The organism is Mucilaginibacter sp. UR6-1 (assembly GCF_020880975.1).
Classification (GTDB): Bacteria; Bacteroidota; Bacteroidia; order Sphingobacteriales; family Sphingobacteriaceae; genus Mucilaginibacter.
This window is the reverse complement of the sequence record NZ_JAJIWP010000001.1, coordinates 201155-214402: the sequence shown is the minus strand read 5'-3', so window position 1 is coordinate 214402 and position 13248 is coordinate 201155. Positions and strand designations below refer to the sequence as shown.

General features: G+C 41.8%; 11 protein-coding genes. 10 read left to right on the top strand and 1 reads right to left on the bottom strand.

Annotation, left to right across the window (positions count from 1 at the left end; all coding sequences use genetic code 11):
- Positions 1–100: 100 nt before the first annotated feature.
- Positions 101–3361 carry a carboxypeptidase regulatory-like domain-containing protein gene (locus LJ707_RS00975; protein ID WP_228948862.1) on the bottom strand — a complete coding sequence of 1087 codons (3261 nt, stop codon included), beginning with the start codon at positions 3359–3361 and terminating at the stop codon, positions 101–103.
- 290 nt (positions 3362–3651) lie between these two features.
- Here LJ707_RS00975 and lpdA point away from each other — a divergent pair, with 290 nt between their 5' ends.
- The 10 genes from lpdA to LJ707_RS00925 all read left to right on the top strand — a co-directional run bounded on the left by lpdA (position 3652) and on the right by LJ707_RS00925 (position 13243).
- Entirely contained in the window at positions 3652–5043 is a 1392-nt protein-coding gene (gene lpdA / locus LJ707_RS00970; protein WP_228948861.1) for a dihydrolipoyl dehydrogenase, read from the top strand.
- Between the two features lie 77 nt (positions 5044–5120).
- Positions 5121–6392: a hypothetical protein gene (locus tag LJ707_RS00965; RefSeq protein WP_228948860.1), complete on the top strand. Its 1272-nt coding sequence runs from the start codon at positions 5121–5123 to the stop codon at positions 6390–6392.
- A gap of 12 nt (positions 6393–6404) precedes the next feature.
- On the top strand, positions 6405–7247 hold the full coding sequence (locus tag LJ707_RS00960) for an MBL fold metallo-hydrolase (protein WP_228948859.1): 843 nt from the start codon (positions 6405–6407) through the stop codon (positions 7245–7247).
- Between the two features lie 110 nt (positions 7248–7357).
- Complete coding sequence (locus LJ707_RS00955) at positions 7358–8218, top strand: RNA polymerase sigma factor RpoD/SigA (protein WP_114004714.1); 861 nt, start codon at positions 7358–7360, stop codon at positions 8216–8218.
- Positions 8219–8266: 48 nt separating this feature from the next.
- Positions 8267–8971: a deoxyribonuclease V gene (nfi, locus tag LJ707_RS00950; protein WP_228948858.1), complete on the top strand. Its 705-nt coding sequence runs from the start codon at positions 8267–8269 to the stop codon at positions 8969–8971.
- Between the two features lie 20 nt (positions 8972–8991).
- Positions 8992–9318, top strand: coding sequence for a hypothetical protein (locus tag LJ707_RS00945; RefSeq protein WP_228948857.1), 327 nt, complete (start codon positions 8992–8994; stop codon positions 9316–9318).
- On the top strand, positions 9293–9955 hold the full coding sequence (locus tag LJ707_RS00940; RefSeq protein WP_228948856.1) for an ABC transporter ATP-binding protein: 663 nt from the start codon (positions 9293–9295) through the stop codon (positions 9953–9955). The genes LJ707_RS00945 and LJ707_RS00940 overlap by 26 nt, the downstream gene beginning before the upstream one ends.
- A 68-nt stretch (positions 9956–10023) precedes the next feature.
- Positions 10024–10998 carry a pepsin/retropepsin-like aspartic protease family protein gene (locus LJ707_RS00935; RefSeq protein ID WP_228948855.1) on the top strand — a complete coding sequence of 325 codons (975 nt, stop codon included), beginning with the start codon at positions 10024–10026 and terminating at the stop codon, positions 10996–10998.
- Positions 10995–12455 carry a glycogen-binding domain-containing protein gene (locus LJ707_RS00930; protein WP_228948854.1) on the top strand — a complete coding sequence of 487 codons (1461 nt, stop codon included), beginning with the start codon at positions 10995–10997 and terminating at the stop codon, positions 12453–12455. Before LJ707_RS00935 ends, LJ707_RS00930 begins: the two co-directional genes overlap by 4 nt.
- Positions 12456–12457: 2 nt before the next feature.
- Positions 12458–13243, top strand: coding sequence for a PhzF family phenazine biosynthesis protein (locus LJ707_RS00925; RefSeq protein ID WP_228948853.1), 786 nt, complete (start codon positions 12458–12460; stop codon positions 13241–13243).
- The last annotated feature ends 5 nt before the right edge of the window (positions 13244–13248 follow it).

Here is a 13248-nt window from a genome sequence, read left to right as displayed (position 1 = left end):
GCCGGTTGAATAAATATCAACCGGCATTTTTTTTATGCACCTTAAACAAAAAACGGCTGCCGGAAATTCGGCAGCCGTTTTTTGTTTTATTAAGCAACTATTAGTTAAAGATATACCTTAAACCAATTTGTGCTTGCCAGCGTGATTGCTGAGATATACCGTTACCAAATGAATTAACTAACGGCACTTTGTTAGCGTTATCAAAGTAAGGGAATGAATAAGTCGGACGACCATTAGCATCCAAACCTTTATAAGTTAACAAAGTGTTACGGTTAACAAATTTAAAGTTACCCCATGCATCATTCAGGAAGTTACCAAAGTTGATGATGTTAAACTCAAAACGCAGCGTGTTTTTGTTTTTACCGGCGTTAACAAATATATCCTGGCTAAAGTTAAAGTTAACCAAATGATAATAAGGCAATACTAAGCCATTGCGTTTAGCATACTTGCCTTTGTTTTTGCTCAAATATGGATCTTGCTCTATGTAAGCGCTTAATTGAGCATATTGCTGAGGAGCAGTACGAGTATCGTTAATGTCATTTGGAACAAGAACAATATCATCTTTATCACGTGGTATATAGATCAAGTCGTTGGTTTGACCATCACCGTTAACATCATTACTGTATATGTAAGATGCAGTACCGTTGTTGGCAGCTTCGTAAGTTAAGCCAAAAGATGTGCTCAAATGCTTTAAGTATTCTTTACGGTATGATAAGGCAGCTACTACACGATTAGGCTGATAGAAGTTGCTGTATGACGTTTCATCTGAGTTAGGATCACCCGCTACTACACGGTCACGCCAAATAGATTGAGCTATTGAACCACCATCATTTACTGTACGAGAATCAGCATAAGTATATGCTATACTTGCATACAAGTTACGTGTGGTTTTTTGCAACTGACCAGTAATGCTGTATGAATAACCTTTACTGGTATTCTTCATCAGGATAGCGTCCGTAATATTGGGTAATTCAGCAGTATTACCTGCACCACCGTTGATTGCCGGGTAAACAGTTGTTCCGTCATAACGGATACGGTTATCAGAACCAACAAATGCTTTACCTGTTGTAGGCAAGGCAACGTTTACATGGTAAACCGCATTAATATCTTTAGAATAGTTACCCTCAACAGTACCGATGATACCACCAGGTAGTTTTTGGTCAACCGCTAATGTAGTACGGAAATTGCTTGGCAGTTTAAAATTCCTATCGGTAATTGCTATATTATATGATGTATTTGCAGCAGCATTTGTGGGTTTGTTGGCGTTAACATCAGGATTGAAGATCAAACGTGGATCAGTTGGTAAAACACCAGTAGTAGTTGGAGTAACAACGTATGAACCAAATTGAACACCGTTATTGCTTGCCTGGTTTGATATGTAAACAAACGGAGTTGGGCCACTGAATATACCTATACCACCTCGTAACTGGGTAACACCATCATTGTTAACATCCCAGTTAAAGCCTGCTCGCGGAGATAATTGAATACGTGTTTTAGGATATTGAGATACATCAAGTCTAACACCATCACGAAATCTGTCAAGATTCAAGAGAGCAGGGTTTGCTTCGCTGTTTGTATTAAACACAGGCATGTCAGCACGTAAGCCGTAAGTAATTTTAAGATTATCCTGTACTTGCCATTTATCCTGAATGTAAGCGCCAATTGTATAGGCTTTAACAAAAGCAAACGGGAATGCACCGCCAGGAAGTGCTGAATATCTTTTTTCGTAACGTGCAACTTTACCTGGTACACCATTTGCTGAATCGTAAAAATCCTGTAGGCTGTTAAAACGATAAGCACCATAATAGTTCGGAGCGAAACCATTTTTATATTTGTTGTACTCGAATGATACACCGGCATCAAATTCATGATCACCTTTGTAATAAGTAAAGTTATCAGTAAACTGGTAAGTATCAGTATTTAATAAGTTATTAGCAGTAAAAGGCTCGTAACCAAAAGTGGTCATGGTGCTTCCGTTAGCACCTAATATATCAACCAATGGAAACTGGCCGCCACCTGGTGATTCACGGAAGTCACGCAGAGCCTGGTAACCTAATATCACCTTGTTAGCCATCCTGTCGTTAATACGTGTATTCAACTCAGCTATACCAATGTTAAAATTATTATTAATGGTATAAAATGATGAGAAGAAAGGAAGGGTAGTTAAGCTCGCCGCGCGAGAGCCGTTTGCACCAGAGTTGCTCGGCGCTACATCACGGAAAGATTTCAGATAGAAATACTTCAATGACAAAGTATTTTTATCATTAATATTCCAATCTAATTTAGCAGTAATCTTATCAGACTGTGTGCGCAGTGAAATGTTCTCAAAAGATCCTGCATTATAACCATATTTACGATTTAGGGTGTCGCGTAAAGCTGATAACTCCGTAAAACTGGCCTGAGAAATTGTTCCTCCTGTTTCAGTACCTCTTCTTGCAGTGTAGTTTGAATATGGATCGTTAATACGTTCTTGTTCACCTGATATAAAAAAGAATAACTTATTCTTTACTATCGGACCACCTACACTAAAACCACGTTGGTTATAGTCAATTGCTGGCGTAGGTACCCAAGTAGTCATACTCTTGCGACCAACTAACCCGGGCGTACGCTGATAATAATATACACTACCTTTTACTTCGTTAGTACCTGATTTGGTAACAGTATTAATTGAAGTACCTGAGAAACGACCTTGGGTAACGTCAAATGGTGAAACTGCAACCTGAATTTGCTCAACCGCATCGAGCGATATTGGCTGGGAGTTTGCCTGGCCACCTAATGAACTCGATAAACCGAAAGAGTTGTTGAACAAAGCACCGTCAATAGTTAAGTTGTTACCTGCGTCGCTACGACCACCGAATGAACGGCCGTTTGCTGTTGGGGTTAACTTGGTGTAATCATAAATTGAGCGGCTGATAGTAGGCAGGCGGTCAATTTGAGTACGGGTAATGATCTCTTGCGAACCTGTACGTGAGCTGTTGATCACTTTGTTTTGAGTGCTTGTTACCACAACCTCGCTTAATTGCGTGTTTGTTGGGCTAAGCTTAGCATTCAACTTAAAATCCTGACCTAAAGCAAGGCTGATGTTGTTTTGTGAATAGTCAGAATAACCAATGAATTTGTAGGTGATAGTGTACGGGCCGCCTACACGTAAGTTAGGCAAGTTGTAACGACCATCGCCACGGGTTGCTGTAGAATAATTGGTTCCTGTTGGTGTGTGTACAGCAATTACAGTAACACCCGGAACAGTTTGTCCTTTCTCGTCAGTAACAACACCAGAAATATTACTGGTTGTAATTACCTGACCCAGCGTAATGCCGGCAGACAAACATAAAAAAGTTAAAAAAAGTAAAAACTTTCTCATGTGGTGGAAATTTGTTAATAAATCAGTTAATTAATATTTCTGCAAAAATATATAAAAGTTTAACGGTCAATGTTAATTTAACATTAACTATTTTAAAAAATTTATCAACATTAATACACAATTAATCAAATTATTATAATAGCGCTATAATTATATGATGCAGATCATATCACTATGCAGAAAATAAATTTCGACCCAATTAAAGTTACATAAGGGTGAAGTGGGGCATTTCGGCAATTCAGGCTATTTACTTAGCTTTGGCATCAATAAAAAACATATAACAGGTAAATATGAGCTACGATCTAATTGTTATTGGTTCAGGTCCCGGAGGTTACGTTGCCGCAATACGTGCCTCTCAGTTAGGTTTAAAAACCGCCATCATCGAGAAAGAATCGCTGGGTGGTATATGCCTAAACTGGGGTTGTATACCAACTAAAGCATTGTTAAAAAGCGCCCAGGTATTTGAATATATAAATCACGCTGCCGATTATGGTATAAAGGTAAACGGCAGTGGCGAGGTTGATTTTAAAGCCGTAGTAAAACGCAGCCGTGATGTGGCCGAAGGCATGAGCAAAGGTGTGCAGTTTTTGATGAAGAAGAACAAGATCGACGTGATCATGGGCTTTGGTAAACTAAAAGGCAAGGGTACCGTTGAGGTAAAGGATGCTAACGGCGCTACTAAGGATTATACAGCAAAACATATTATCGTAGCTACAGGCGGTCGCTCGCGCGAGTTACCAAACCTTAAACAGGACGGTAAAAAGATCATCGGCTACCGCCAGGCCATGGTATTGCCGCAGCAACCAAAATCAATAGTGGTTGTAGGTTCGGGCGCTATTGGTATTGAGTTTGCTTACTTTTATAACTCTATAGGCACTAAAGTAACCGTTGTTGAGTTTTTACCGAATGTTGTGCCACTGGAGGACGAAGAAGTTTCAAAACAACTTGAACGCTCCCTTAAAAAGCAAGGCATCAACATCATGACCAACTCTACCGTTGAGTCGGTTGATACCGCAGGCGACCTGTGCAAAGTGAGCGTTAAAACCGCTAAAGGTACTGAAGTGCTTGAAGCCGAGATCGTACTTTCAGCAGTAGGCGTTACTACCAACCTTGAAGGTATAGGCCTTGAAGAAGCCGGTGTAAAAACCGACAAAGGTAAAGTATTGGTTGACGATTATTACAAAACCAACGTTGAAGGTGTTTACGCTATCGGCGATATTGTTAAAGGCCAGGCCCTGGCTCACGTAGCATCAGCCGAAGGTATTACCTGTGTTGAAAAAATAGCAGGTTTAAACCCTGAGCCTATCAACTACAACAACATCCCGGGCTGTACTTATTGCTCACCTGAAGTTGCCTCAGTAGGATATACCGAAAAAGCGGCTAAAGAAGCCGGCTACGAAGTAAAGATCGGTAAATTCCCATTCTCGGCATCAGGCAAGGCAAGTGCCGCCGGTGCTAAAGATGGCTTTGTTAAAGTAATATTTGATGCTAAATACGGCGAGTTTTTAGGCGCGCACTTAATTGGCAACAATGTTACCGAGATGATTGCTGAAGTAGTAACCGCACGTAAACTGGAAACTACCGGCCATGAGATCATTAAATCGGTACACCCTCACCCTACCATGAGCGAGGCTATTATGGAAGCCGCTGCCGCTGCGTATGGCGAGGTGATCCATATCTAAATTGTAACATAACAATCACAAATATTTAAAGCCCCTGCTTAGCAGGGGCTTTTGTAATACCTAAACTTAATTAAACCATGATTAAACGCTTACCCAGCGTGGCACTTTTTGTCTGCCTTATCTTTTGTTTTAAAAACTCATCCGCACAAAACAACCAGCTTGCCGGCTACATTATTAATGGTACCGACACCACAAAGGGATTTATTAAATACAATAACTGGGATAAAAGCCCAACCGCTATTGATTTTAGTACCACACAAGGTGGCAGCTACAGCACATTAACATGTAAGGATGTTAGTGAATTTGGTGTATATCTTAAAAACAGTGTAGAAAAATATCGCACGTTTAACATCAATATCGATAAATCGTCAGATAACATTCAAAACTACCGCAAAACGCCTGAAACCGTTTTTGAGAAGAAGTGGATTTTCGCCCTTGTATTAGTTGACGGCAGTTTGCAACTATACAACTATACCGATAAACGCGATCACTTTATCATCAGAAAAGGCCAGGGAGAAGCCACTGAATTAATCAGCAATAAGTACATTGACCAGGTAAGTAAAAATGTAGTTAATAATCAGCAATACAAATCGCAATTATATGAGGCGATGACCGATTGCGAAAAAATAGATTTAAAGAAGGCTCGCAGCCTGTTATACAATGCGGAAGCGTTAACCAATGCTGTTGCTCAATACAACAATTGCGGTGGATCAACTAATAATCAAAACACTAATACCACCTTTGAAAAAGGCCGGTCAAAATTAGTTTTTAAAGCGTTGTTAGGCGCATCCTTCTCAAAACTCAGCCTTACCAAAAGCAACAATAGCGATGATCCTAATAACAACGTAAAATCAGCTAACAATACGCAACCTGTAATAGGTATTGGTGTGGATTATATTTTACCACGATCAAATTTCGGATTATTGTTTGAAGCACAATATTATCGCTTAAAAAGCCACATAGGTATTATCGAAAATGGTTTGAGCAACATGTCTATAAAACAATATGATTTCGACTTTAAATACCTAAAAACCAATGCGGCTGCTAAATACTCTTTCACTCAAAGCGATATAAAGCCTTTTATTATTGCAGGCATCACTAATAGTTTTGTAATAAACGCGAAAAGCGGCTATTCACATGTTCAGGAAGGTTCGGTTGAGGTGGATGACACTTATCTTAAAGATGAAAAACCGGGTGTTTATGAGATGGGCTTTTTAGGCGGTGCCGGTTTAAATTACAAAAACTACGGCCTCGAAGCACGCTACGAAGTTACCAGCGGCTTTGACCTGTATGATTTTTATAATGCAAAACCAAAAGTGTTTTATTTGCTTTTAACCTATAGGTTTTAATTGCGCATATAAATGAATTTGTACAGTATCGATACCGGTTTATTTAAATTAGACGGAGGCGCTATGTTTGGTGTGGTGCCTAAAACCATCTGGAATAAAACCAACCCGGCCGACTCAAACAACCTTTGCAATTTGGCTATGCGCTGCTTGCTGGTTGAGCATGATAAACGATTGATATTGATAGACACCGGCATTGGCAACAAGCAAAGCGAAAAATTTTATAGCCATTATTACCTGCATGGTGATGCCACGCTTGATAGCTCACTTGCCAAACATGGCTTTCACCGTGATGATATAACCGACGTATTTTTAACCCACCTGCATTTTGACCATGTAGGCGGAGCCGTAGCTCGTGATGGTGAAAAACTATTACCGGCATTTAAAAACGCCACTTACTGGAGCAATGAGAGGCATTGGGACTGGGCGATAAACCCTAATGAAAGAGAAAAAGCATCTTTTTTAAAGGAGAATATACTGCCTTTACAAGAAAGCGGACAGTTACAATTTATTAAAGATGCTGACGGCATTAGTTTTTTACCCGGTTTTGACGTAAGATTTGTTTACGGACATACTGACGCGCAAATGCTGCCGTTAATTACCTACAAAGATAAAAAGCTGTTGTACATGGCCGATTTGCTGCCTACTGTGGGCCATTTGCCCATACCTTATGTAATGGCTTATGATATGTTCCCGCTGGTTACGCTGAATGAAAAGAAAACTTTTTTAGCCGAATCGTTTAAAAATGATTATATTTTGTTTTTGGAACATGATGCCGAAAATGAGTGCTGTACACTGCAACAAACCGAAAAAGGCATACGTTTAAAAGAAACATTTAATTTGCGAGACATTATATGATGTCATATAATATTTACGTAAATATGCTATATTACAGTGCTAAATAGCGAACAATTTTATACCTTTGCACGTTCAATTCTAAATCAAAAGAATCGAGGTTATATAAATAGATGAGACAACTCAAAATAACACAATCCATTACCAACCGTGAATCGCAATCACTTGATAAATATCTTCACGAGATTGGTAAAGTTGACCTGATAACTGCCGAAGAAGAAGTAATATTAGCACAAAAGATACGCGAAGGCGATCAAGCAGCCCTTGAGCGCTTAACTAAAACCAACCTTCGCTTTGTTGTTTCTGTAGCAAAACAATATCAAAACCAGGGTTTAACACTGGGCGACCTTATAAATGAGGGTAACCTCGGCCTGATTAAAGCCGCTAAGCGCTTTGATGAAACCAAAGGTTTCAAATTCATTTCGTACGCCGTATGGTGGATCCGCCAGTCGATATTGCAGGCTATTGCCGAGCAATCACGTATCGTGCGTTTACCCTTGAACCAGGTAGGTTCATTAAGCAAGATCAGCAAGGCATTCTCTAAACTTGAACAGGAGTACGAGCGCGAGCCATCACCTGAAGAGCTTGCCGACATACTGGAAACTACCGTTGACAAGATATCTGACACGCTGAGCAATTCAGGCCGACACGTATCAATGGATGCGCCTTTTGTTCAGGGTGAGGAAAATACGCTGTTAGACGTACTGGAAAACCACGAGCCGAATACAGACTCGATACTGATCAACGAATCATTATCAGAGGAGATCAAACGTTCGCTATCAACCCTTACCGAGCGTGAGCGCGAGATCATCGTATTGTTCTTCGGCTTGGGTACAAATCATCCCCTGTCGCTTGAAGAGATAGGCGAGAAATTTAACCTGACACGTGAGCGTGTAAGGCAGATAAAAGATAAGGCGCTGCAAAGACTGCGTCACACCTCAAGGAGCAAGATCCTGAAATCATATTTAGGTTAACATAAAAAAGCCTTCCGAACATACGGAAGGCTTTTTTGTTGCCTGATTATGCACCCTTCCGATTATGAACACCTCACCCCTGCCGAAGCCGTTGCTTACCAGCACGAGTTGCGTAAGCAAATTCAAATAAAGCCGCTTGATACACCAATACGCGCCATTGCCGGGGCTGATATATCATTCAATAAATATGAGGAAACTGTCTATGCCGGCATCGTGGTGTTTAGCTATCCGGAGTTAAAGATAATTGGCAATGCCACTGCGATCAGTCGTACATCGTTTCCTTACATTTCGGGTCTGCTGGCATTCCGCGAGGTACCCGCCTTGCTTGAGGCGTGGAACAAACTGGAAAGCAAACCGGATGTTATTGTACTTGATGGCCAAGGCATAGCGCATGAACGCCGTTTAGGTATCGCTACACATTTTGGCCTGGTAACCGGTGCCACAACATTGGGCTGCGCCAAGAGCCGCCTTGCAGGTACTTACCAGGAGCCGGGCAACGCCCCTATGGCCGAAAGCCCCTTGTACCATAAAGGCGAGCACGTTGGCGTGGCACTGCGCAGTAAACGCAATTGTAATCCCTTGTTTATTTCGCCGGGCAATAATATTAATATCCCACAAAGCGTTGAGGTGATAAAGCATTGCCTTCGCGGTTACCGTATACCCGAACCTACCCGGCAGGCCCACCTGCTGGTAAATAAGATACGGATAGCCAACGGCAATGCACCCAACAACCAACATGATTTGTTTAGCTAACCTGCGCCACAATTAATTAGATGAAAAGACTGACAACGCTCATCTTTCATTTTTATCGCCCTTTATTCTTCATTAACCTTGTATTCAGCTTTTGCGCTATTTTTGATTTGATTAAATTTGGCTTGCGGGCTATGCCTATCGTAATAATAATCAAACTATTCGGCTACCTGGTGTGTATCAGCTATCAGTACTTCTTTTCAGCCAAATCGTACTTTTATTATCGCAATGCCGGTTTAAGCGCCAGGCTAATGTATACGTATATTTTTATTTTAGATATACTGCTATTCATCCTTCTATCAACCATCATCTTAATCCCTTTTTATGCCCTCACACACCTTAAAGGTTGACAGTGTTCAACTTGAATTTGACGGCCGTAAAATATTGCAGGATATTTATCTCGACTGTTCAACGGGCGAGATTGTAGGGCTGCTTGGTCGTAATGGCTGTGGCAAATCATCATTGTTACGTATAATTTTCGGCAGCCTTAATTGCAGCTACAGGTACGTAAGTATTGATGGGCATCATTTACAAAAAGGGTATCACAACAACCGCATTGCCTATCTGCCACAGCATAACTACTTGCCTGCAGGCATCAAAATATATAAACTGGCCGAACCTTTTGTTGATCCATTATTATGGGATGAGTTTTGCAGGCAACCGGCGTTTAAACTACATCAGCATAAAACAGTTAATCAGTTATCGGGTGGTGAGTTACGGCAGTTAGAAACATTAATGATTATTTGCAGCCATGCTGATTTTATTTTGCTGGATGAACCTTTTACCCATATTTCACCGGTACAGGCTGATGATCTGAAAATCCTCATAAAGCAGTGCGCCAAAACCAAAGGCGTGATCGTAACAGACCATCAATATTACAATGTGCTTGATGTTAGCGATCGTATAATTTTGCTGGATAACGGCTGCACCCGTGCTGTTAACAGCGCGCATGATCTTGTTACTTATAAATATCTCAGCGGCATTTAATAATTAATATACGTAAGGTGTAACACTGGGGTGTAATAAACCGTCATATATACACAACAACCTTACTGATGCGCAAGTTTTTAACGTACCTTATTATGATTTTGCTGGCATCGGGCGTTCAGGCGAACGCCCATGCAGGCCATATCAGCATAGGTGGTATTTCTTTCAGTACAATTGACGACCCCGCGCCCGACCCCTACGGTGACTTCAGTACGCTGGTTGTGCCCATTAAACGGGCAGGCAACCTTATTATTATTGAAGCTAAGGTTGACAGTATTACGGGCAATTTTGTATTGGATACCGGAGCCCCTCACCTGGTGCTTAATGCTACTTATTTCAGGGATATGCCCCGCATAGCTAACCAGGAATCAGGCGGCGTGAACGGCGAGGTAGCCAATTCCTTTATTACCGAGGTACAAAATTTCGCTATCCTCGATCTGTTTTATAAGCGCCTAAAAGCCGATGTTACCGATCTGTCGGCTATTGAGAACGGCCGAAACATTAAAATATTAGGCTTGCTGGGTACCCGCCTGTTTGCCAAATTGGCAATCACTGTCGACATTTTTAATAACGTATTGTACATCCACAAACTAAACAGTGATGGCGATATAAGCCCGGCCGAACTCCCTTTCAGTAAACCATTCATGAAAACCGGCTTTAAGCTGATGAATGACGTTATCTTTCTAAAAACCAGCATCAATAACAATACCTTGTGGATGGCCTTTGATACCGGGGCCGAAACCAATCTGCTTGATTACCGCCGCTCAAAAAAGATCATCCGGAACTTTGAAGTATTGAGCACCTCGAAATTAACCGGGGTAGGTGGTTCGGTATTTGAAATAATTTATGCTAAATTAGATAAACTGATGGTGGGCGAAAATCTGTTCACCAAAAATCAGGTAGTGCTTACCAGCCTTGATAATATGGGTAAAGCCTATGGCCATTCAGTTGATGGTATTTTAGGTTACGACTTTTTTATGCGGGGAGTTTTCACAATAAATTTTGTGAAAAAGGAGTTTGCGATGTACACGTATAAGGTATGATGTTTTTGAGGTGTTTGGTTATTATCATTCTGCTGCTGGCAGGCGGCTTACCTATGCGTGCCCAGCAACGTAACAGTCTTACCCTTGCAAACGACAAACTGATATTGCAGATTGACAAGCGTTCTGCAAAAAACTATCTGGATACCATACTTACCCGCGCCGGTGTGAATGGCGATAACATCAGCACTAAAATACTAAAAGGCGACTATAGCGCGCTTACCTCAAAAGGCTGGCAACTTGCTGAAAACAGCCGCTTTAAAGTGCGCTTTAACCGGGCGCTTAATATCAACTTTTCAGCACCAGTTGTACAGCAGCCCTTCATCATAACAACCAATACCGTAAACAGTGAGGGCAGCCCCGGTTACCCGGCAGATGTGCTTTACGGCGTAAATAAGTTTGGCCTCCAAACGGTACGCGAACTCCCTAACGGGATGACACGCTTTTTTGTACCCGGAAACCTTACGGCAAAAAGGGTGTATGTTTCGGGTAGCTTTAACATGTGGAGCCTGTCAAAAGGCATTATGCTGAAAACCGACAGTGGCTGGATAACAGACGTTAAGCTAAAGCCCGGCATTTATGCGTATAAATTCATCATCAACGGTAACTGGACGCATGACGTTAATAATAAACTTACCGAGCATGATGGCTTTAACCATGTAAACTCTATTTACTACCGCTACAATTACACGTTTAGGTTTAAAGGCTTTCAAAAGTCGGCCAAGGTATTTGTAGCGGGCAGCTTTAACAAGTGGAATACAAATGAGATTCCACTTACACGAAACAACAACGGCTGGCAGGCATCCATGTATCTGCACGATGGCACTTTTTTGTACCGTTTTATGCTGGACGGCAGGTGGATAACTGACCCTGCCAATAAAAGTAAAGCAAATGATGAAAAAGGGCTTATCGCCTCGGTAATTAATTTGGGCGAAATGGTGAACTTTAAGCTGAAAGGCTATACCAACGCCAATAAGGTTTGCATTGCGGGTAGCTTTAACAATTGGCAACCCGAACGTATTTTTCTGAAAAAGACAGATAACCTTTGGCAGTTACCGGTTATTATACCGCAGGGTAACTACGGCTATAAATACATTGTTGACGGTAAATGGATAACCGACCCGGCCAATACCTGCTATGTAAACGAAGGCGGCGAAACCAATTCGTTTATAGCGGTTAAGCCTAACTATACCTTTAAATTGCTCGGCTACCTTAATGCGCAAAGCGTGCGCGTTGCAGGCAGCTTTAACAACTGGAACCCCGACCAATATACCATGGGCCGCAAGGGCGATGAGTGGATACTTAATATTAAATTGCCTGTTGGCAAAACACGCTATAAATTTGTGGTGGATGGCAATTGGATACTTGACCCCGGCAACAAACAATGGGAAAGCAATGAGTTTGATACGGGCAACTCCGTAATATGGATAGACCCTGAAACCTCAACCAAAACTATATGATTATGAAACTACCTATTTACCAGGTTGATGCCTTTACCGATCAACTATTTGGCGGCAATCCGGCAGCCATTGTTCCGCTTGATGAGTGGCTGCCTGATGAGCTGATGCAAAAGATAGCCATTGAGAACAACCTTGCCGAAACAGCATTTTTTGTAAAGACCGACAGCGGCTATAAACTGCGCTGGTTTACGCCCGAATATGAGATAGACCTTTGCGGCCATGCCACGCTTGCCACGGCGCATATATTATTTACTGAGCTTGGCTATGCAAATGATACCCTGCATTTTGAAACCGTTAAGGCGGGCACGCTTATTGTAACCCGGGATGGCGACAAATACAGCATGGATTTCCCCTCGCGCCCTGCCGAACCGGTTGAACTGCCTCAAGGATTGATAGAGGCCCTCGGTATGAAAACGCCGGTTGAGGTACTCCGCTCCCGCGACTATATGCTTGTTTTTGATAATGAGTATGATATACGCGCCGCCGCTCCCGATTTTGAGAAACTCGCCAAAATACCTACTGTAGGCGTTATTATTACCGCGCCGGGTATAGAGGCCGATTTTGTGTCGCGCTTTTTTGCGCCTGCCGCCAGTATAAATGAGGATCCGGTAACCGGATCGGCACATTGTAACCTGATACCTTACTGGGCTGATAAACTGGGCAGGAACGACTTACATGCCTATCAATTATCCGCCCGTAAAGGAGAGCTTTGGTGCAAGCTGAACGGCGAACGTGTATTAATGGCCGGTAAGGCTGTTACTTTTTTAAAGGGCGAGATCTATTTATAAATAAG

What these genes read in the sequence shown, in the direction of transcription:
- LJ707_RS00925 (WP_228948853.1), top strand. Translation starts at nt 12,458, where the DNA reads ATGAAACTACCTATTTACCAGGTTGATGCCTTTACCGATCAACTATTT.
- LJ707_RS00945 (WP_228948857.1), top strand. Translation starts at nt 8,992, where the DNA reads ATGAAAAGACTGACAACGCTCATCTTTCATTTTTATCGCCCTTTATTC.
- nfi (WP_228948858.1), top strand. Translation starts at nt 8,267, where the DNA reads ATGCACCCTTCCGATTATGAACACCTCACCCCTGCCGAAGCCGTTGCT.
- LJ707_RS00940 (WP_228948856.1), top strand. Translation starts at nt 9,293, where the DNA reads ATGCCCTCACACACCTTAAAGGTTGACAGTGTTCAACTTGAATTTGAC.
- LJ707_RS00930 (WP_228948854.1), top strand. Translation starts at nt 10,995, where the DNA reads ATGATGTTTTTGAGGTGTTTGGTTATTATCATTCTGCTGCTGGCAGGC.
- LJ707_RS00975 (WP_228948862.1), bottom strand. Translation starts at nt 3,361, where the DNA reads ATGAGAAAGTTTTTACTTTTTTTAACTTTTTTATGTTTGTCTGCCGGC.
- LJ707_RS00955 (WP_114004714.1), top strand. Translation starts at nt 7,358, where the DNA reads ATGAGACAACTCAAAATAACACAATCCATTACCAACCGTGAATCGCAA.
- LJ707_RS00965 (WP_228948860.1), top strand. Translation starts at nt 5,121, where the DNA reads ATGATTAAACGCTTACCCAGCGTGGCACTTTTTGTCTGCCTTATCTTT.
- lpdA (WP_228948861.1), top strand. Translation starts at nt 3,652, where the DNA reads ATGAGCTACGATCTAATTGTTATTGGTTCAGGTCCCGGAGGTTACGTT.
- LJ707_RS00935 (WP_228948855.1), top strand. Translation starts at nt 10,024, where the DNA reads ATGCGCAAGTTTTTAACGTACCTTATTATGATTTTGCTGGCATCGGGC.
- LJ707_RS00960 (WP_228948859.1), top strand. Translation starts at nt 6,405, where the DNA reads ATGAATTTGTACAGTATCGATACCGGTTTATTTAAATTAGACGGAGGC.